Annotated in this window: 21 protein-coding genes and 1 pseudogene; 19 read left to right on the top strand and 3 right to left on the bottom strand. The window is 51.6% G+C overall.

The features are described 5' to 3' along the window. Positions 1-159: 159 nt before the first annotated feature. The 14 genes from HZB60_12465 to HZB60_12400 all read left to right on the top strand — a co-directional run bounded on the left by HZB60_12465 (position 160) and on the right by HZB60_12400 (position 10,396). Entirely contained in the window at positions 160-633 is a 474-nt protein-coding gene (locus tag HZB60_12465; protein MBI5060578.1) for a hypothetical protein, read from the top strand. A gap of 48 nt (positions 634-681) precedes the next feature. Next, a complete protein-coding gene (locus HZB60_12460; GenBank protein MBI5060577.1) occupies positions 682-1,257 on the top strand; it encodes a fasciclin domain-containing protein in 576 nt (191 codons plus the stop codon). A 669-nt stretch (positions 1,258-1,926) separates the two neighbouring features. Next, positions 1,927-2,676: an NAD(P)H-hydrate epimerase gene (locus HZB60_12455; protein ID MBI5060576.1), complete on the top strand. Its 750-nt coding sequence runs from the start codon at positions 1,927-1,929 to the stop codon at positions 2,674-2,676. 168 nt (positions 2,677-2,844) lie between these two features. Further along, a complete protein-coding gene (locus tag HZB60_12450) occupies positions 2,845-3,621 on the top strand; it encodes a TVP38/TMEM64 family protein (GenBank protein MBI5060575.1) in 777 nt (258 codons plus the stop codon). Between the two features lie 16 nt (positions 3,622-3,637). Then, positions 3,638-5,146 carry a mercuric reductase gene (locus HZB60_12445; protein ID MBI5060574.1) on the top strand — a complete coding sequence of 503 codons (1,509 nt, stop codon included), beginning with the start codon at positions 3,638-3,640 and terminating at the stop codon, positions 5,144-5,146. Beyond that, positions 5,143-5,805, top strand: coding sequence for a TIGR04283 family arsenosugar biosynthesis glycosyltransferase (locus HZB60_12440; protein MBI5060573.1), 663 nt, complete (start codon positions 5,143-5,145; stop codon positions 5,803-5,805). Before HZB60_12445 ends, HZB60_12440 begins: the two co-directional genes overlap by 4 nt. Then, entirely contained in the window at positions 5,802-6,338 is a 537-nt protein-coding gene (locus HZB60_12435) for a DUF547 domain-containing protein (protein ID MBI5060572.1), read from the top strand. The genes HZB60_12440 and HZB60_12435 overlap by 4 nt, the downstream gene beginning before the upstream one ends. Positions 6,339-6,574: 236 nt before the next feature. Further along, positions 6,575-6,907, top strand: a complete 333-nt coding sequence (locus HZB60_12430) for a carboxymuconolactone decarboxylase family protein (GenBank protein ID MBI5060571.1) — start codon at positions 6,575-6,577, stop codon at positions 6,905-6,907. Positions 6,908-6,938: 31 nt separating this feature from the next. Next, positions 6,939-7,970 carry an arsenosugar biosynthesis radical SAM protein ArsS gene (gene arsS, locus HZB60_12425; protein ID MBI5060570.1) on the top strand — a complete coding sequence of 344 codons (1,032 nt, stop codon included), beginning with the start codon at positions 6,939-6,941 and terminating at the stop codon, positions 7,968-7,970. Then, on the top strand, positions 7,921-8,571 hold the full coding sequence (locus HZB60_12420) for a TIGR04282 family arsenosugar biosynthesis glycosyltransferase (GenBank protein MBI5060569.1): 651 nt from the start codon (positions 7,921-7,923) through the stop codon (positions 8,569-8,571). Before arsS ends, HZB60_12420 begins: the two co-directional genes overlap by 50 nt. A gap of 16 nt (positions 8,572-8,587) precedes the next feature. Further along, positions 8,588-8,833: a peroxidase gene (locus HZB60_12415; protein ID MBI5060568.1), complete on the top strand. Its 246-nt coding sequence runs from the start codon at positions 8,588-8,590 to the stop codon at positions 8,831-8,833. Between the two features lie 30 nt (positions 8,834-8,863). Then, entirely contained in the window at positions 8,864-9,121 is a 258-nt protein-coding gene (locus tag HZB60_12410) for a hypothetical protein (GenBank protein ID MBI5060567.1), read from the top strand. A gap of 154 nt (positions 9,122-9,275) precedes the next feature. Next, the gene (locus HZB60_12405) at positions 9,276-9,995 is read left to right on the top strand and encodes an AhpC/TSA family protein (GenBank protein MBI5060566.1); all 720 of its coding nucleotides are present in this window, start codon (positions 9,276-9,278) and stop codon (positions 9,993-9,995) included. A gap of 29 nt (positions 9,996-10,024) precedes the next feature. After that, a complete protein-coding gene (locus HZB60_12400) occupies positions 10,025-10,396 on the top strand; it encodes a hypothetical protein (protein ID MBI5060565.1) in 372 nt (123 codons plus the stop codon). A gap of 726 nt (positions 10,397-11,122) precedes the next feature. Here the strand turns inward: HZB60_12400 and HZB60_12395 are convergent. From HZB60_12395 to HZB60_12385, 3 genes and pseudogenes are all read right to left on the bottom strand, one after another. After that, a pseudogene (locus tag HZB60_12395) lies at positions 11,123-12,421 on the bottom strand (IS1182 family transposase). 90 nt (positions 12,422-12,511) lie between these two features. Continuing rightward, on the bottom strand, positions 12,512-12,898 hold the full coding sequence (locus HZB60_12390) for a hypothetical protein (GenBank protein MBI5060564.1): 387 nt from the start codon (positions 12,896-12,898) through the stop codon (positions 12,512-12,514). 147 nt (positions 12,899-13,045) lie between these two features. Further along, complete coding sequence (locus tag HZB60_12385) at positions 13,046-13,663, bottom strand: T9SS type A sorting domain-containing protein (GenBank protein ID MBI5060563.1); 618 nt, start codon at positions 13,661-13,663, stop codon at positions 13,046-13,048. 111 nt (positions 13,664-13,774) lie between these two features. Here HZB60_12385 and HZB60_12380 point away from each other — a divergent pair, with 111 nt between their 5' ends. The 5 genes from HZB60_12380 (at position 13,775) to HZB60_12360 (ending at position 18,045) form a co-directional block, all read left to right on the top strand. Next, a complete protein-coding gene (locus HZB60_12380; protein MBI5060562.1) occupies positions 13,775-14,074 on the top strand; it encodes a hypothetical protein in 300 nt (99 codons plus the stop codon). Between the two features lie 229 nt (positions 14,075-14,303). Continuing rightward, positions 14,304-14,801 (top strand): hypothetical protein, encoded by a 498-nt coding sequence (locus HZB60_12375; GenBank protein ID MBI5060561.1) that lies wholly within the window; start codon positions 14,304-14,306, stop codon positions 14,799-14,801. Between the two features lie 19 nt (positions 14,802-14,820). Continuing rightward, complete coding sequence (locus HZB60_12370) at positions 14,821-15,213, top strand: hypothetical protein (protein ID MBI5060560.1); 393 nt, start codon at positions 14,821-14,823, stop codon at positions 15,211-15,213. 11 nt (positions 15,214-15,224) lie between these two features. Continuing rightward, positions 15,225-15,500 (top strand): hypothetical protein, encoded by a 276-nt coding sequence (locus HZB60_12365; GenBank protein ID MBI5060559.1) that lies wholly within the window; start codon positions 15,225-15,227, stop codon positions 15,498-15,500. After that, positions 15,457-18,045 carry a hypothetical protein gene (locus HZB60_12360; protein ID MBI5060558.1) on the top strand — a complete coding sequence of 863 codons (2,589 nt, stop codon included), beginning with the start codon at positions 15,457-15,459 and terminating at the stop codon, positions 18,043-18,045. Before HZB60_12365 ends, HZB60_12360 begins: the two co-directional genes overlap by 44 nt. The last annotated feature ends 283 nt before the right edge of the window (positions 18,046-18,328 follow it).

Raw genomic sequence — 18,328 nt, 5'->3', positions numbered from 1 at the left:
GTAAACCAGTTTACAGTTGGATCGATATCATCACTCTAAAGCCTCCCAAAAAATGATTAAACTGTAAACGGGTTCACAGATTTCGAAACTCCAGAAGGTTAGATTATGGTCGTCAGATTGAGACTGACACACTAACCAAACAATCGAAAGGATCTCAACATGAAGAAGTTCAATCTCACCTCCGCAATCATTGCTGGATTGCTTGCTACGGCGGCCATGACAATGCTCCTAATCATCGCGCCCATGATGGGCATGCCGAAAATGGACATTGGCGGAATGCTCGCCATGTTCATGGGTGTCCCGGTCACGGTCGGCTGGATCGCCCATTTCATGATCGGTACCGCACTGGCGATCGGCTACGCGCTGTTTTTTGTGCGTGCAACGTCACTAAGCGGAACCAAGGGCGGCCTGTTATACAGTGTGATTCCCTGGCTGATGGCGCAGATCATTGTGATGCCGATGATGGGCACTCCCCTGTTCAGCGGATCAATGGTCCTTGCCGGAGCCAGCCTGATGGGGCATCTTCTTTACGGAACGGTCTTGGGATCAGTCTACCGCTGTCAGCATGAAGGCCGGAGCATTGAGTGCGCAAGGCCAATCCGCGTCGCCAAACACTCCCCGATAACCTCATAGTCAATCTCGAACAAGAACAAATTCAACAAATCTAAAAGGAACATGACCATGACAACAACACGCAACTTCTTAGCCCTCGCGCTCATCATCCTCTCCGCGAATGGGGCATTTGCCCAGAGCTGTGGGCTCGGCTCGGGATCTTCCTCTGTCATGCCCGCCGCTGCTCAGGGCGCCGCAAAATCTTCAGTGGAACAGGATATCATGACTGTTATCAAACAGGAGTCATCCCTGATGATGTTTGCGAAGTTGCTGAAGGATACGGACCTTTCAAATGCCCTCCAAGGGACAGGCCCATTCACCGTCTTTGCCCCCAATGATCCGGCTTTCAGCGCATGCTCTAAGGAGGACCAGAAAGCCATGGGTGACAAGATGATGTTAGCCACTGTACTCAAGTATCACGTAGTCTCTGGTCAGGAACTGACAACGGCGGATCTCGCAGAGATGAACGGACAGGCACTGAAGGCTCTGAGCGGCATGGATCTTTTGGTCACAGCCAAGAACGGGAAGATTTCCGTGGGAGACGCCAATCTGGTTGGCCAAGAGATCAACGCGTCCAACGGAGTGATCTACATTGTGGATACTGTCAATATGCCCAAGATGGGCGCCACAGACGTGAAGAAGTAGCTCCACATCATCAGGCAGGCATCTGCGCTCTGAGTATCCATCAGGGTGCACATGCTTGACGATGACTGGATGTGTCGCAAAGAACTCTGTTTATCCATGCGAGAAGATACGGAACAACTGACCGGACTACGCAGTACTTTTACCAGTCGGAGTTGCGCTCGCTACTTCGGAGACCCAACGTATCCCGTTCTTGGCCTCCGCAGTTCAAGACTGCTGCACATCAACAAAATGAGTGACGCATGAAGATCACTTTCCTCTATTTCGATGGATGTCCTAACCACGCCCCCGCACTTGCCTCTCTCCGAACCTTTCTTAGCGAGGCTAAGGATGAATCACCGATAGAAGTGGTTCGCATCAACGATGAGCGGCAAGCTGCGCTTCATTACTTCGTGGGCTCGCCTACAATCAGGTTTGAAGGGCAGGATGTCTTTCCGTCTGACGACACAGACTATCGGCTTGCATGCCGTGTGTACCCCACCGATACAGGTTTGAGTGGAGTGCCCACACTTTCTATGCTTCAGGATGCCTACACTCGCGCACGCCGCATGAGTTGAGCCGGAGACGGTAGTACTCCAGCCATGGTAGAAGTAAAGCAGTCGAAATAGAATGTTGCTTATGAACAAGTATTTGCCTATCTTAAGTATTGTCTATCTTGAATAATACTCAAAGATGTCGGTTATGAACGGGCCGATTCACGGACACCTGCCCATGCTTACAGCCTCCCAGATGGCGGAAGTAGACCGCCTGATGATAGGGGAGTTCGGCATCGTGCTACTTCAGATGATGGAGAGTGCCGGTCGCCATTGTGCTCGACTGGCCCGCAAGCGATTCTTGGATGGTGACGCCGGAAACAAGCATGTGGTGATCTTGGCCGGGACGGGCGGGAATGGCGGCGGTGCCATGGTCGCTGCGCGTCATCTTCATAACTGGGGAGCTTCTGTTCGAGTGGTTCACGCACGTCCATCGGCAGACTTCAGTCCGCTGGCGCACCATCAGTGGGCGACATTAGACAGAATGCATGTGCAACAACATGCAGGCATCGATACGGGAGACTTAGCAACCTCTCATCTTATCATTGATGGGCTTATCGGGTACAGCCTCCACGGTGCGCCACGCTCCGAGGAGGCGAGCCTGATAACATGGGCCAACAACAGCGGCAGACCGGTGCTTTCGTTGGATGTTCCCTCCGGAGTTGATGCAACCACGGGAGTTGCCCACGGTCCCGCGATCAAAGCCTCCGCGACATTAACGTTAGCTTTACCGAAAACGGGACTGGGCGTATCGCCGGGACGTGAACTCGCCGGCCAACTGTTCCTCGCGGATATTGGAGTGCCGTGGGAGCTCTATGAGACACTTGGCATCAACATATCCGTGGCAAGATCTGTTTTCAATGAGACTGAGATTGTCTGTTTATCGTAATCTGTTCTCTAAGTCAAACACTGCCTATTGAAGAGTAGTTTGCCGAGTATCTTAGGATCTGTTTCTCTTGTGAACTGTTTTGCAGAATAGAGGATCAGGGAAGTCTATATTATCTCTCAAGATAAGATCCAAATTGCGAAAATGGAGGGATGAAGTCAGATCTACCCTATGAACACTAATGCAACGGAACACGCATTGAAACATGCAACAGCTGGCTCTTCGGTTCTCGCAACGCAACGGGTAGCGAGCTGGAAGAATCCCAAACGGTACATCATCCTGGTGATTCTTGCGGCAGCCGGTTTTGCTATCTGGAAATTACCCGTTGCCGCCTGGTTTCTCGAGATGGTGGGATGGATACAAGGTCAGGGGGTCGTTGGCTATGCCGTTTACGTAGCGGTTTACACCCTTGGCGCGGTTCTGTTCTTCCCTGGATCGGTGCTCACTTTTGGCGCAGGATTCGCATGGGGAGTCGTGCTCGGTACCATTCTTGTTTCCGTAGCGAGCATGACAGGGGCATCTGCGGCATTCCTTATCGGTCGTTACCTTACTCATGATTGGGTCGAAGGCAAGGTGGCCGGCAATGAACGATTCCAGCGTATCTATTACGCGGTGGCTAACCGGGGCTTCAAGATTGTGATTCTAACCCGGCTCTCGCCGCTCTTTCCGTTTTCCTTGCAGAACTACGCATACGGATTGACGGGAGTGAGTTTCCGCGACTACTTTGTTGCGTCTTGGATCGGCATGCTGCCTGGCACAATCATGTACGTTTACATCGGCTCGCTCTTTACGGAGTTGGCCCAACTCGCATCGAAGAATCGCCCCGACGTTTCAGGGAGTAAGATCTTCTATATCATTGGGCTGGTAATCACCGTAGTCGTCACTGTCTACATTACTCGAATCGCTCGCAAAGCACTTCAAGAGGAAACAACAAGTGCCTCCGTATGAAGAACATCTCCGCACGCTGGAGCTTGATCCACCCGACGAGTTTAACAAGCAACTGGCTGAAAACACTCATCCTCAGAACTGGATAAACCCAAAGCCGAAATCAATATACGATGCCGTTGTCATCGGAGCGGGGACCGCAGGGTTAGTGGCCGCGTCCGGTATATCGGGCCTTGGCGGCGATGTTGCTCTTGTAGAACAGCACTTGATGGGAGGCGACTGCCTGAACTACGGTTGCGTTCCTTCGAAAGCGCTCATCGCTTCGGGGCGAACCGCCGCACTTCAGTTGCATACCGCGGAGTTTGGCGTGCCCGATCACAGCGGACACCCTGCGGATTTTGAGGAGGTAATGCGCCGTATGCGAAGGCTTCGCGCACAAATCAGCCGGCATGACTCGGTCGGACGCTTTAGCGAAAAAGGCATTGACGTATTCCTTGGTCATGCGCAGTTTGTGGATCATCGAACGGTTGAGATCGGCGGACAAAGAATTCGATTTCGCCGCGCAATTATTGCCACTGGAGCTCATCCATTTGTACCACCCATTCCGGGGATCGAGAATGCGCCGGTCTACACCAATCTGACTCTCTTTAACCTGACCGCCAAGCCTGATCATTTGCTTGTGATCGGCGGAGGGCCTATCGGCGTAGAAATGAGTCAGGCGTTTGCCAGAATTGGCGTGAAAGTCACATTGGTTCAAGGGTCTGCCCGTATTTTGCCGCGTGACGATTCAGAGGCGGCGGCTGTAGTTGCTCGTTCTCTGATCAATGACGGCGTTGACATTCTCTCTTCAACGAAGCTTTCGAGGTTGAGCACCAGCGCCTCAGGAACTGAAGCCATTCTCGAAATATCCGACGGACAAAGATCCGTCAAGACCGACGCCATTCTTTTGGCAGTAGGTCGTCAACCTACCGTAAAGAATCTCGGTCTCGACGCGGCTGGCGTGGTATTCGATGAGCGAAAGGGCATTTCCATAGATGATTTCTTCCGGACCAGTAACCACTCGATTTTTGCGATCGGCGACGTGGCCGGCTCATTCCAGTTCACACACGCGGCGGAAGCAATGGCGCGGGCGACTATTGCCAATGCGTTCTTCTTTGGACGCCAACGCCTGAGCCGCCTGAACGTGCCGTGGACGACATACACTTCACCAGAGCTGGCAGGAGTAGGGATGTCTGTCGATTCCGCGCACAAGAAATGCGGAGACAAGGTTCAACGTATCCGGATAGATTTCAAGGATGTGGATCGCGCCATTCTCGATGGAGAAACGGATGGATTTCTGAAAATAGTATATGGGAAACAGGGACTGATTCTGGGGGCGACCATCGTCGCGCCTCATGCCGGAGAGATGATCGGTGAAATTGTGGCGGCAATGAACCGGAATGTGCGGGTAGGATCCTTGGGACAGACAATCCATCCATACCCAACATTCAGCGAGGCTTTCAAGCAAGCGGCGGACGCCTATCGCCGCACGTTATTGACACCATCCGTGGCAAAAATCCTGCGTTGGCTTCTGCGAAGACGGGCATGACGCTCAGCATTATCATTCCGACATTCAATGAAGCGCTGATGCTTCCATCGGTTCTCGACCACTTGCTGCGGCTTCAAGATATCGATGAGATCATTGTGGCAGACGGCGGAAGTACTGACACGACGCGCGAGATCGCTGCGGCGAAAGGCACAATAGTCCGCGTTACGGAATTGGGTCGAGGAACGCAGATCGACGCGGCATGGCGGATTGCCACAACGGACATTATCTGTGTTCTCCATGCGGATTCGCTTCTACCACAAGAAGGTCCCGCAAGAATTCGCAGTGCTTTGTCCGATCCGAAAACATCGTTAACCGCATTTCGGCTTTCTTTCAACACAACGAGATTGGATCTAAAAATAGTCGCATGGGCAGTTAACTTGCGATCTAACTGGCGGAAATTGCCATACGGCGATCAGGCACTTGCATGTCGCAGACAGGATCTTCAGGACATGGGCGGGCTTCCCCATTGGCCTTACCTTGATGATGTATATCTTGTTGAGGCGATGCAGCGGCGAGGTCGCATCGAATTGCTGCCCTGCCATGTTGTGACGTCCGGCAGAAGATATTCGAATTGTGGCACATGGAATACGGTACGGCAGCACAGAGCCATCATGTCGCATTGGCGCGAGCATCACAAACCTCCTGAGTTTAATAGATGACCTTACGAACTTCATTCCTCTTCGCAATACTGATAAGCATGTACAGGGAAGTGTCCATAGAAGCTTTGGCATTTGATCACACATACACCGATCGGAGTGCTCTGCTTACGTCAGGTGTGGTGAACGGCCGCATTGACTATCCAGCCAGCACGGTAAGCCAAGCCACTTTGAGAGACTCTCTGGAGCAGGCTGGTGAAGTCGAACGGTCTGAGTTCGATCGTTGGAGTCAGTCTCAGCAGCTCGCGTTCTTGGTCCATATCTACAATGCGGCAACCATCGAGCTAATCATCGAGCATTATCCGGCGAAATCAACTATAGACATCGGCGGTATGTTCAGCTCTCCGTGGAAAATCGCGTTTGTGGATTTGCTGGGCCAAGTGGTCTCACTGGACTATATCGAGAAGAACATGCTCCGGGACAGGTATCGGGAGCCTGGCATTCACTTCGACATGGTTTGCGCATCAAAGGGCGGTCCAAGCCTGCGCAGCGAAGCTTGTCTTTCAGAGCGCCTCAACGATCAACTTGACGTTTAGGCCAGGATATTTCTGCTGATGTAACCTGAACAGAACCGCTATGATGCGACAACGAACACGCTGTACGTGTCGCCGATCTTCAAGCGGTACAGCTCCGACTTCGAACAGGCCCCCGGGAGTGTGTTGCGTTTGGTCGGAAAATACATTGCCGAATCAGCCAACAAGAACAAACCTGCATCCATAAAATGCACAAATTGTGACTGGTCACTCGACAGCAACTAATCATGGGACATCTGATGGGCAATTACTACAATCCTGACGACCTTGGCAAGTTCGCAAACATCGGAAAGGGCAATAAAGAGCTTTGGGAAAAGTTCAGCGAGTGGTATGGATCCGTTTTTGCAGACGGTGCGCTCTCTGGCCGCGAGAAGGCGCTGATTGCCCTCGCCGTCGCCCACGCCGTGCAGTGTCCTTATTGCATAGACGCTTACACGAACGACTCGCTGAACCGCGGTCGCTCTGAGGAAGAAATGACCGAAGCCGTGCATGTCGCAGCAGCCATACGCGGCGGAGCGTCCCTGGTTCACGGGGTTCAGATGCGAAACATTGTCGAGAAGCTCTCGATGTGATGACATTCAGGAATCATCAGTGAGTGTAAGAATGGCAAGTCTCAAGTCACAAATCAAAGTAAACCCGCCGAATGTATCCGAGCAAATCAAAATGCTCGACGGAGCGATCCCGATCCGATTCGATGACAAGCTTGCCTCGGCAGGATTGAAAGCACTGCATGCGGAGAAGATTTCAACACTCCAGGTCAATGTTGGGCGGTTATGCAATTTACGGTGCAGACATTGTCATGTCGATGCAGGACCGGACAGGCGCGAGATCATGCCGCGTGAAGTGTTTCAAGAGTGTCTCAACGTGCTCGACAAGACCGAGATTCCTGTGATTGATCTCACGGGCGGAGCGCCGGAATTGAATCCAAACTTTCGATGGTTCGTCGAAGAGGTGAAGCGACGCGGAAGACACGTTATGGATCGTTGTAATCTGACGATTCTCGCGACGGCACCCATGGAGAGTCTTCCGGAGTTCCTCGCGCAGCACGAGGTTGAGATCGTCGCGTCCCTGCCGTTCTTTCTCCCCAAGCAAACTAATGCTCAGCGTGGCGAGGGCGTATTCGAGAAATCCATCAGGGCTTTGCAGAAACTAAATTCACTTGGCTATGGGCATGATGGGTCGAATCTGAAACTGGATCTCGTCTATAATCCGGTTGGAGCTTTTCTGGCGCCTCCCCAAAGCGGTCTCGAAGAAGAGTTCAAACAACGTCTGCTCAAGGAGCACAATATCCGGTTTCACAGGCTCTTCTGCATCAATAATATGCCAATTAACCGCTTTCTCAATTGGCTCATAGACAGTGATAATTACGAAGGCTATCTGGAGCGGTTAGTCACTGCCTTTAATCCGCATGCCGCTCAGGGCGTCATGTGCAGATCGGGGATCTCCGTGGACTGGCGAGGGTTCCTCTACGACTGCGACTTCAATCAGATGCTTGATCTGCGAGTGAATCATGGTGTTCCCAGTCACATTCGGGACTGGTGCCCGGAGTTGACAACTCGTGTCATCGAAACTCGGAATCATTGTTATGGCTGCACAGCAGGATCTGGATCAAGCTGCACCGGCGCAACAATCTAACTGCGCTCTGGTCTGCCTTGCCCGGTTGCCGGAGTTCGGCAAATGTAAGAAACGACTTGCCAAGGAAGCTGGAGAATCAGAGGCCTTTCGCATCTATTCACTTCTTGTTTCGAAATTGAAGGACTTGATTGCGACGCTTCCTGCCGGAATCAAAGTGCAAGTGAGATTGACGGAGCCGTGCAGCTCAGATGAATTTCACAAGACTTTTGGTCAACGCCCAAACTGTTCTGTGCAATGCAGCGGTGATTTGGGCAGTCGAATGCTTGAGGGTGCTGGAGCGGCTTTTGCGAGCGGTGCGACAAAGGTGGTGATCGTGGGCAGTGATGTCCCCGGTTTGACCAGCGAAATCATCGAACGGGCATTCTTCGAATTGAACCGCTTTCCGCTCGTCATCGGCCCCGCGCAGGATGGCGGCTATTATTTGTTAGGAATGCGTGAGGTCAGAACTGAGCTGTTTGCGGACATCCCATGGGGAAGCCCTGAAGTTCTTGAGCGAACGCAGCTGGCTGCGCGCTCCATTGGGCTGCCGTATTCTGAATTAGAAGTTTTGCGCGATGTGGACACCCTAGCGGATTGGGAAGCAGTCAAGAATACATTGTAATACACAAGGGTTATGCATGCCATTCATCAACACCATTGAACCAGACGATGCGACGGGTGACCTTGCCGAAGTTTACGCTTTGGTTCGTCATGGACGGGGATCAGTCGCCAATATCTATAAGCTTCATAGCCACGATCCGGAGCTTTTGCGGTGTCATCTTGACACCTACAAAGCAACGATGTTTTCCACCGCGGGCCTGACGCGCCTCGAACGGGAAGCTATGGCGGTGGCTGTCTCTTCCAGCAATGGCTGCCACTATTGAATTCATCATCACAGCGACGCGTTGCGTCGCATGGGCGCTTCAGAGGATTTGATTAGTGCACTTAAGAACAGCGAATCACTCAGCGAACAATCACAACGAGTTCAGCGGATGGTGGAATTTGCGCGCAAGCTTACTTTGAAGCCAAGCACCATCGGCCGGGACGATGTGAACGCTTTGAAGTCAGTCGGTATGTCCGACCTCGAAATCACACAGGTCGTCCAAGTAACCGCCTACTTCAACTACGTGAATAGATTGGTTGACGGCCTCGGTGCTGAGTTAGAAGAATGAACACGGTTTGAGCCGGGAGGTGCCAGAATCTAATGAAGGGTGATATGTGAAAGCTTTGGTTCTGCACGGCCTACCTCCGAATGCATACAGAGCGCAGATGGAAAATTGGGCCATCCGTTAGGGTTAATGATTCAAACTGAAGGAGCCAACTGGAATGCGTCATGTTACAGTCGCGATCATAGCCCTGCTGTTCATGAGTATAGTGAGTAAGTCCCAAGATCTTCCGGATACTCAAGCACACCTCGACTTATTGAAAGCCAAGTTTTCGGGTGCGGCACCGACTGACAAAGCCAGGGTATATGAAGCTGGGATTGATAGCGTTAGACTGAGCGGCGTTGTCGAGAGTTCACTGAAAGTGGGCGTTACCGCGCCTGACTTTGAGCTGCCTAATGCTGCATCAAAACCGATTCGACTTAGTGAATTGCTTAGAACTGGGCCTGTCGTCTTAACTTGGTATCGTGGAGGCTGGTGCCCTTACTGTAATATCACTCTCCACGACTTGCAAGTCGCGTTACCCGAAATACAAAAGGCCGGTGGCACTCTCGTTGCCGTCAGCCCGGAGATTCCGGACAGTTCTCTTTCGACGCTGGAAAAACACGCGTTGCAATTCGAGGTACTAAGCGACGCCGGTAACGCGGTGGGACGTGCCTACGGAATTATCTATAAGATCCCGTCGTCCATTGTGGATCAATATCGGGGCAGGCTGGACATCCCCGCATACAACCATGACAAATCTTGGGAGTTGCCATTGGCAGCCACTTACATTATTGACCGAAATCGCATCATCCGCTGGGCGTTTGTGGACGCAGACTACCGCCGACGTGCTCAACCGTCAGACATTGTGGCGGAACTGAAAAACCTCCAACTCAATTAGCAGAGCAGTGATCGGTCATGTCATCTAACATGCTTAGTAGAAAATACCTGGTATTCAAGTCCGCGCTGGCGGGCATCTCCTTGGTCATCGTCGCCGGCTGCACCGACCACAATGCGTCAGAAGATCAAGCAGCGTTGTCGCTCGCTGTTGGCGATAGCACTATCACTATTCCGGGTGAAGCCATTGCTTTTGCCGATGAGCACTACGACATTGACACTTATTGGCTCCGCGAATTTCAAATCGGATCCAGCACCACCTGCTGTCTCTTTCCATTTCAGGGGCCGCTGGAGCGTTGGAAGAACCTTGTATGGTCAGACCGAGCGGTGTTTCTCGGATTTCCTTTCGAGCATGATGCACGTACCCAGGATCGTGCCCGATTCTACTACCAGAGCGGAACGTAATTCAGACAGTACGGATACGGGTGGGAGGATATCTTTCCGTCTGGAGCCAATTTGTCTACAGCGACAGGAGGCTATATCTGGAATGCTGAACAGGGAACGTTTTGGTACGACGGACTTCCTGAACTGATGTACAGCTACCGGTCCATGGGGGTCATAGAGAGTACGCCGCGACTCTGAAGGAGTTCTGACCTGATGCTCGCTTCCGTAGCAAACTACCGCGTGCAAGCGTCTGCATGCAGGTACACCCGGTGGCCCCGCAGAGTAACATCCAATTGATCGGCTTTACTTGGCACCGCAGATAAATAGCCCGTCCAGCGCCACGGGCTGTCCACCTGGCGCTGTCTTATCAACGAGAACCACCCCGAGTCGTTAATAAGCGGATCGGGGAGCGCCGTTAGTGCTCTTTTCGTCAATAACGCGAAGACCATGTGCTTGCACCGTTTGCGAGATCTTGCTACCGTAGCAAGAATTTGTGAGTTTGTTGCTCAATTACTGGACTTAATAGGCATCCAGAGAAACAAATACAGGCTCGTAAATGCCTTCAGCTTACTGACAAACCCCGTCATTTCTGGCGGGGTTTGTTCTTGGGGAAGGTCAGGTTCGCTTCCGCGGGTGAAGGGGAATGGGTTGGAGCGCCGGAGGGGCGAGCGCAGTAGCGGATGTTTGCAGGATGTGAAGCAGGATTTTGAGGTTGAAAAGTGCGATCCGGAGCTTTCCGCCCGCGAGGAGGGCGATCTTCTTGATATTTTGGGCGATCGCGCAGAGCAGCGACTGCTCCTGGACTTTCGCCACGCCGCGCATCCGTGCATAGCGATGGCCGTGCAGCTCTTTGGCATCGGCGAAGCTGCGCTCCACCGTCTGCTTGCGCTGCTGATAGATCGCCTTCCCGCGCTGCATCAACCGATGACCGCCAATCCGCTCCTTGCTGCGCTCCCACACGTGCCGCGTCAGCACTTTCACATGGTTCTGACTCTGCGTGCACAGATCGAGCAACGGACAATGCCCGCATAAGTCCGGATCGGACTTGTACTCACGATAGCCGTCACGATTCGTCGTCGTGTAGCGCAGCACCTGACCCGCCGGACAGACATAGTGATCCGAACGCCGGTAATAACGATACTCCCGCTTGTAGAAGAAGCCCGGGCGATGCGCGCGCCCGCTGTAGCCGATCACGCCGTAGATGTGCCGGTCTTCTAATCCTTTACAGATCGCGGCCGTGTTGTAGCCCGCATCCAAGCCCACCGCCGCGACCGCGAACCCGAACTGCTCCCGCTGCCGGTCCAACCGTTCCAAATAGGGAATGCTGTCGTGCACACTGGCGGGAGTGACGTAACTATCGGTAATGATGTTATGCTTGCCGTCCACCGTGCGGTGATCTAAATAGAAGAACCCCTTGGGCTTGCCGTCGCGCACCATGTAGCCGCTCTCCGGATCGGTCGTGCTGAGCTTCGTCTCCTTCAGCAGCGGACCGCGTTCGGTCGGCTTCCGCGCCGGCTTGCCGTGATCGAGCCGATCCTCGTCAATCGCCACGTCCAACTCGTCGAGATAGCCGCGCGTCGACTTCTGCACCACCCCTTTCTCGAACTTGTGCTTGTTGGCGTTGGCCTTCAGATGCGTCGAATCGGTGTACAACGTCTGGCCGTCCACCAGCCCCCGCTGCATCGCCAGCACGACGATCTCGTCGAAGATCTCCTGATAGATCGTACTCTCGCGAAACCGCCGCCGCCGGTTCTGCGACAGCGTCGAACTGTCCGGCACCTTGTCCTGCAGCGTCAACCCCAGGAACCAGCGGTAGGCCACGTTCACCTGAATCTCCGCGACCAGCTTGCGCTCACTGCGGATGCCGAACAGATAGCCGATGAACAGCATCTTGAACAACACCACCGGATCAATCGGCACCCGCTCGCGGATAAACGTAAAGTCCACCGACCGCTCAGTCTTCCGCAGCAAATGATCCGCCGGAACCAGCGTATCTATCGACACGAACTCCAGTTCCGTCGGCTCCCCACCCGTCTGATGCCCGATAATAGACAAAATCCCCGCAATAATGCGAGGACTTTGCCAACAGCCTGAGCGGCTAATCAGCTTAGCCGCGCCCTCCTGTCTGCTATTCGCTTACAGTGCGCGCGCGATTCGGAAGTTTCCACCACGATTGACCTCGCCGTAGACCACGGTACCATTCGGCATCACTGCGCGAACACGAACACGATCATTCCAGTCACTGCTTGTCGGGTAATCGGGGCGGAAGTTCCCGATTCGTCCACTCCATTCGCGCACATTTGGGCCGACCTGAACCAGCGTGTAGTCATAGGATTGACCGCCGTTGTTAGACAGGCCAATCTGGAAGTGCTGCGGCGCCGGGCCTGTGTAATCCCAGCAGACGGTGAACACTTCGTTCATGCGCCAAGTCAGCGGACAATTGGGGAACGTCACGTTCGGACCGGCAACAGCTTGGACGACTGCGGCGAAAAGCAGGGTGGCGAGAATGGCAAACTTCTTCATGGGGTTCTCTCTTTCTGTGATGAGGTTGGTATTCCGTGGAAGCCTCGTGGCCCCCTTACACAGAAGTAGTTTGGGCACAGCAGTGAATCTTACACGCCAGCCGAACTCATCTTGCCGCCAGAGGAATGTGCGCCAGAACCTCAGCTCCTACTTCATCAAGACGACCTTCTGCGTGTTGTTCTGTATGCCTTGTCGCATGCGCACGAAATATACGCCAGAAGCAAAGTTTGCGGCATCCCAAGTTACCAGATGGGTCCCGGCTAAAGCCGGTCCATCAAAGAGTGTGGTGACCTCTTTGCCGAGAGTGTTATAGACCTTGAGGGACGAGAATCCCGGGGGATCGACAGAGTAGCGAATCGTCGTCATCGCGTTGAAAGGGTTAGGATAGACTGATATGTCCATCGAGAGTGGCAATTCTTTGTGTTTAGCAGCGGAAACAAAGCAATCTGTGTTCACAAGCATAACTGCGGCCTCCAATGGGTCGATCACCCCCGCCACAGCGACTTGTAAAGGAGATGCTTGTCGTATACAAGCGCCAGCACTGAAATACATGCCCTCAAAGCTCTCCTCTTCCATAGGCTCGAGATTCTCGTCTATCATTGACAGCCTGCACTGAAAAGGGGCCGCGATACTTGCCGTTATGCCGGACAGAACATATCTGCCTGGGCCACAAGGCAAGATTTTGTAGGCCATTCCACTTGAGTCTGGAAAGTCAATTGGTGATCCCATGATAAAGCCGTCTAACGTTGTTCGGATGAGCCTCATCTTGGCTCCAAGAAATGTTCCGCTTGTAGAAGTGTATCCACAGACAATTATCCGATCTTGCTCAAGAAGCGCACAGCTACACCCACACCCACTGCCCGCAAGCGAAAACTGATGGCAAAAGATCGTGCCAAGCGATTCAAAAAAGCTCGCGAAACGTATATTCGTTACAGTCTCTTTACTTTCGAGGATGCGGAAAAAGCCGCGAAGTACTGGTTGCGCAAGGGAGTCTCAGTCCGATGTGAACAACACCGCGTAATTTTGACGACTGTGGACGGCACGAATCTTGAAATAGATATTCTGGAAGACATGATCACAATCATGGGAAATGACGGAGCCGGATACTTCGATTCTGAAGATGTGGAATCGATAATAGCTGCGCTCAAATGTTGTTTTAGGCAATTCGCAAATTAAACTTCAGAACTCGAAAAGAAAGTCAAAATAGATGGCTTTCCCCCTTGCGAAACGCAGGTGGTTTTGAGTATACTATGTATATAGATAGAATCGTAACGGTTCGGATGAAAATCAATGACGGAAATGAAGATGGACAAAACCACGCACTTTGTCACCACGATTTCATCCGAACGGACTACCGTTCGGAATTTTTCGTTTTGAAGACATTAACCAATAAGGAGAATTACAAATGTCATATCTGATTGAAGAACAAATCTCGCCAAGAACTGCTACGAATGAGCAGCTTCAAATCGTCGCCCAAGCGGCACACCAACTTTACACAAACATCTTCCCAGGCAGCGGCGTTCTGTATTCGTACACACCGAACTTTCACTTTGTCTGGTTCGGAGCTCCGCTCAATGAGCCCGACATCCGTGCCGGTTTTGCAATCGTGGATCTTGATGACAAAGATCGCGTGCTTTGGGAATTATATCAGTCTGAAGCACTTGACGCTTATCCCAAAGATCTATGGCTTATGATTGCGAATCGGGTTTGGGAGTCCGGACTATCACAGTGCCAGGAATTTCCGCACTTCAAGCCGCTAGATCGGAAGCTGCTCGATGGGATTTCCACAGACGGCAAGCGTAACTGCGTCCGTCACTACATGTTCGATATCCTCAATTACTATAAGGACGACTACCACAGCGGCGTCTACAACCGGACGCATTATCTAAAATACTATCTATAAAACAAGGAGAACAATAACTATGAATCAAAATGAATTGCTTAAGCCTCAGACTGAAGTTCAGAACAACACAACTGGCTCCGCAGGTGAATTCCGTGGGCCGTTGACAAAAGAAATTGCAGCAGAAGCCCGTAGACGGGTGCGAAGTAAGGCACCGGAGCTTGACCGCTTTGGTTTGGATGAAGCGTTGCGGGTTATCAAGTGGTGGATGAATGCGGGAGCGGTATTGTCATTTGCTGACTATAAACTCAATCTTCACGTGCTCGATGGAACCGTGTACAACCTGCGATGCGGAGACGATCTTCATCAGGTCGTTGAAAACAGTATTGGTGACTTCGCAGACTGGAGTATCGGACGAGATCTATTTGATGGAATCGAATATCTTGCGCTGGAATTGACGCGCAACAACTACTAAGGAGAACGAGAATGAAGACTAAAGATTTTGGCTTAGCGGCGTTATTTGTCGCGAAAAAATGTGCGCTATTAGCGTACGAAATGGACAGCATGAGCCAGATGTGGTTCACATTTAACGATGACAAGACGGTTCGCGAACTTGAACAGAGCTTTCACTGCAATGCAGCGACTGTTCATGCGCAAGATTATTTGGCGGCACAGAAAATGTTAAAAGCACTAATTTATGATAATAGGAGAACAAATTATGAACATAAACTCGGACGAGTTGACTACAGTATCACAAGATAACAGTGACGAAGCTGGGATATTAGAGATTGCAGAAGTTGGTAATAAAGTGGGGGGTCAGTGTGCCAGCTTTTCGCTGACCCTTTCTGTTTCCATGGTGGAAGTGAGATCGAAATCGGCGGGAGAGAAGGTCGTAGATTTTCAGGTGGAGGAATTTGACGCTGAACGTGGCCGGGAACGCATCGAGACCGTGTTGCGATCCCGGAATTACTCAACGAACGTTTGGCATGGCACTTGTTCCAACCAGAATTACCAGGGAATGAGGGGTGTGATTCTGGACTTTGACAGTGGCATGGCTATTGAAGAGGCCCGAAAGGCTTTTGCAGAGTACAATCACATCATCCACACAAGTTCGTCGCATCAAGTGCTGAAAAATGAGATGATGGCAGATCGATTTCGGGTGATTTTGCCCTTCGCACCTGGGGAAGTTCGCTTCGCGTCGCAAAGTGAGGCACGGGGTGTTTATCGGAGGTTACTGAATACCTATTCGCAGGCGGATCCCAGTTGCAAGGAACCGGGGAGAAAGTACTTTCCGCATAGTGCTGAGAAGGGTGCACCCTTTGAGTGCTTTGTCAATTCGACGGGAAGGTATATCGAGATTGAACCGGAAGCAGTGGATGATCCAGTCGAGTGCGATACTTTGTTTGTGGCTCGAGGCTCTCATGAGCTACATCCCCAGCGTGAATTGGAACGCATGCTGAAGTTCGACCCGTTCGTGAAATGGTGCATTGAACGTGCGCAAGAGGGGATCCCAGAGCCACTTTGGTACGCGATGATTTCCAATCTATGCAGATTTGAAGGCGGGGCCGAGGTGATTCACGAAATTAGCGCCAGGGACCAGACACCAGGGCGTTACAGTGTGAGTGGAACAGATTGGAAGATCGAGCACGCGCTCGATGCTTCCGGACCTTTGACGTACGAGAAGATTGTGCGGGATGGGTGGCCGGGAGGGGTTCCGTTGAAACCACGATCACCTGCCGGATGGGGAGTGATTGGAAAGATTCGGGACCGGCTGGGCTATGGAGAAAAAGGCGAAAAGAGACTGTTCGCGCAGGATGAGGTGATCATCGGTATCGATGGCCAATGGCGGATTACCGAAGTGAGGGAGTTCCGGCATGATCCGCCGGCTGGGCATAGTAAAGTGCCGGCAGTGTGTCCTTTCTGCGACCATGACACAGCGAGCTTAATAGCGGACAGCTTTGGCTTCGTCCAACTGGATTGTCCGGAATGCAAGCAGGTCTACCATGAATACGCAGTTCATCCGGAGATGTTCTCCTATCAAGGGGAATTGTATAGGGTTGAGATGCGATCCGATAAGTTCGTGAGTATGGAATGTTTGAAGTCCGACCACTTCAGGAACAAAGACGACTACGATTATGCCAAGAAGAAGTTGCTGACCGACCCGAAACGCCGATTTCTGGACGATGACTTTCAGATTCGACGAGTCGGTAGTGTGGACTTTCCGTGTCTTGATTACGAACTGCGAGTGGAAGACAATGCCCTGGTTTTCAAGTATCCTGCGTTGCCGATCGATGTGGCTGACAATGACTTTGTTGACGCATTTCTAGGCGGCATGTTCGGATCGTATTCTGGGTTTATCAAGGACTGGATGGCTATGTATTGCTTTACGAATTACGTTACCCTGCCGGTTATTGTCTTGACCGGTTCCCGTGGCTGTGGCAAGGGTACCTTTGCAGACATGGTCGGCAATATCTTCCCGGCGTTGGCTGGCCAATGGGATGGAGACTCAAGCCACTTCAATGAACACTATCGTAAAAAACTGTTGTTCGTTGACGAAAACCCGAACGCTGAGAAACCCACACAGTACGTCGAAATCAAGAAGTTAACCGGTAACAAGAAGATCAAGATCAATGAGAAGTATCGCCCAGAGTACTACGCACCGAACAATATTAATGTGATTATCGCCACGAATGATCCACGTCCGATGTTCTTAAAGTCTCAGGAGCAGCCGGAATCGGAAAACGTCAATAACTTCTTTATTTATCGCTGCCCGGACGTCGCTTCCACGAAGATAAACAACCAGCTGGGTGAGATGCTTCAACAGCGTTTGGGCAACTATGTTCGTACGGAGCTCAAGGATAGATTCCGGCGGTTATCAGCCGTGCAAACATCAAACAATCGCTATGGACTTTCGGCTCCCATTACTCCGTTTTCCAAGGATTTATTTGTCTCCAGTAAGACGACCGTCGAAATGGAAGCAGAGGAACTGGCACGGTATCTTGTTTGCGGAATCTATGAATCGGATCCGTATGGTGGTTCAAATTCAGAGCCAATTCAATTCAAGCCTTACGAAACCAAGGACGGTGAACTTTACGTGCAAGGCAAAGAAATACGCGACCTTGTCGGACGCCTGCGGTTTAAGGGCAGCAGCAATTACAAGGCCTACATCACGATCCTCCAAGAAGCAGGAATATTATCAATTGATTGTGATTTCCGACAGAATAGGCGATGGCTTGGATATCGGATTTTGCGTGAACCCAAGTTTTACGACGATCCTGACGATCCAACACCGACGCTATTTAAGTGATGTCGGTGATGTTTTCGACGTATTGAACCGAAAATACATCACCGCTGTAAGTTGAGTAATTGCTCAACTTATGATAACAAAGTGATGGAAGTGATGTGAGTGATGTCATTTATTAAGAATATATTTTTGATATTAGAATAGAATACAACTACTGTGGTAGGTCGCTAAAAAGTTTTTCGAAAATGTCCATCACTTTCATCACTTTCATCACCATGAGAGGAGAAATCAGCCAAAAGCTCGATCACGTTTGCATCACCTTCATCACCGACTTCACTCACTGGCA

The organism is candidate division KSB1 bacterium (assembly GCA_016214895.1).
Taxonomy (GTDB): Bacteria; Electryoneota; RPQS01; order RPQS01; family RPQS01; genus JACRMR01.
The sequence above is the reverse complement of the archived record's forward strand: the minus strand, read 5'-3'. Positions and strand labels throughout refer to the sequence as shown.

Bases quoted from the DNA above. Each gene is read 5' to 3' on its own strand.
- HZB60_12465 (MBI5060578.1), top strand. From the start codon at position 160: ATGAAGAAGTTCAATCTCACCTCCGCAATCATTGCTGGATTGCTTGCT.
- HZB60_12460 (MBI5060577.1), top strand. From the start codon at position 682: ATGACAACAACACGCAACTTCTTAGCCCTCGCGCTCATCATCCTCTCC.
- HZB60_12455 (MBI5060576.1), top strand. From the start codon at position 1,927: ATGTCGGTTATGAACGGGCCGATTCACGGACACCTGCCCATGCTTACA.
- HZB60_12450 (MBI5060575.1), top strand. From the start codon at position 2,845: ATGAACACTAATGCAACGGAACACGCATTGAAACATGCAACAGCTGGC.
- HZB60_12440 (MBI5060573.1), top strand. From the start codon at position 5,143: ATGACGCTCAGCATTATCATTCCGACATTCAATGAAGCGCTGATGCTT.
- HZB60_12435 (MBI5060572.1), top strand. From the start codon at position 5,802: ATGACCTTACGAACTTCATTCCTCTTCGCAATACTGATAAGCATGTAC.
- HZB60_12430 (MBI5060571.1), top strand. From the start codon at position 6,575: ATGGGCAATTACTACAATCCTGACGACCTTGGCAAGTTCGCAAACATC.
- arsS (MBI5060570.1), top strand. From the start codon at position 6,939: ATGGCAAGTCTCAAGTCACAAATCAAAGTAAACCCGCCGAATGTATCC.
- HZB60_12420 (MBI5060569.1), top strand. From the start codon at position 7,921: ATGGCTGCACAGCAGGATCTGGATCAAGCTGCACCGGCGCAACAATCT.
- HZB60_12415 (MBI5060568.1), top strand. From the start codon at position 8,588: ATGCCATTCATCAACACCATTGAACCAGACGATGCGACGGGTGACCTT.
- HZB60_12410 (MBI5060567.1), top strand. From the start codon at position 8,864: ATGGGCGCTTCAGAGGATTTGATTAGTGCACTTAAGAACAGCGAATCA.
- HZB60_12405 (MBI5060566.1), top strand. From the start codon at position 9,276: ATGCGTCATGTTACAGTCGCGATCATAGCCCTGCTGTTCATGAGTATA.
- HZB60_12400 (MBI5060565.1), top strand. From the start codon at position 10,025: ATGCTTAGTAGAAAATACCTGGTATTCAAGTCCGCGCTGGCGGGCATC.
- HZB60_12390 (MBI5060564.1), bottom strand. From the start codon at position 12,898: ATGAAGAAGTTTGCCATTCTCGCCACCCTGCTTTTCGCCGCAGTCGTC.
- HZB60_12385 (MBI5060563.1), bottom strand. From the start codon at position 13,663: ATGAGGCTCATCCGAACAACGTTAGACGGCTTTATCATGGGATCACCA.
- HZB60_12380 (MBI5060562.1), top strand. From the start codon at position 13,775: ATGGCAAAAGATCGTGCCAAGCGATTCAAAAAAGCTCGCGAAACGTAT.
- HZB60_12375 (MBI5060561.1), top strand. From the start codon at position 14,304: ATGTCATATCTGATTGAAGAACAAATCTCGCCAAGAACTGCTACGAAT.
- HZB60_12370 (MBI5060560.1), top strand. From the start codon at position 14,821: ATGAATCAAAATGAATTGCTTAAGCCTCAGACTGAAGTTCAGAACAAC.
- HZB60_12365 (MBI5060559.1), top strand. From the start codon at position 15,225: ATGAAGACTAAAGATTTTGGCTTAGCGGCGTTATTTGTCGCGAAAAAA.
- HZB60_12360 (MBI5060558.1), top strand. From the start codon at position 15,457: ATGAACATAAACTCGGACGAGTTGACTACAGTATCACAAGATAACAGT.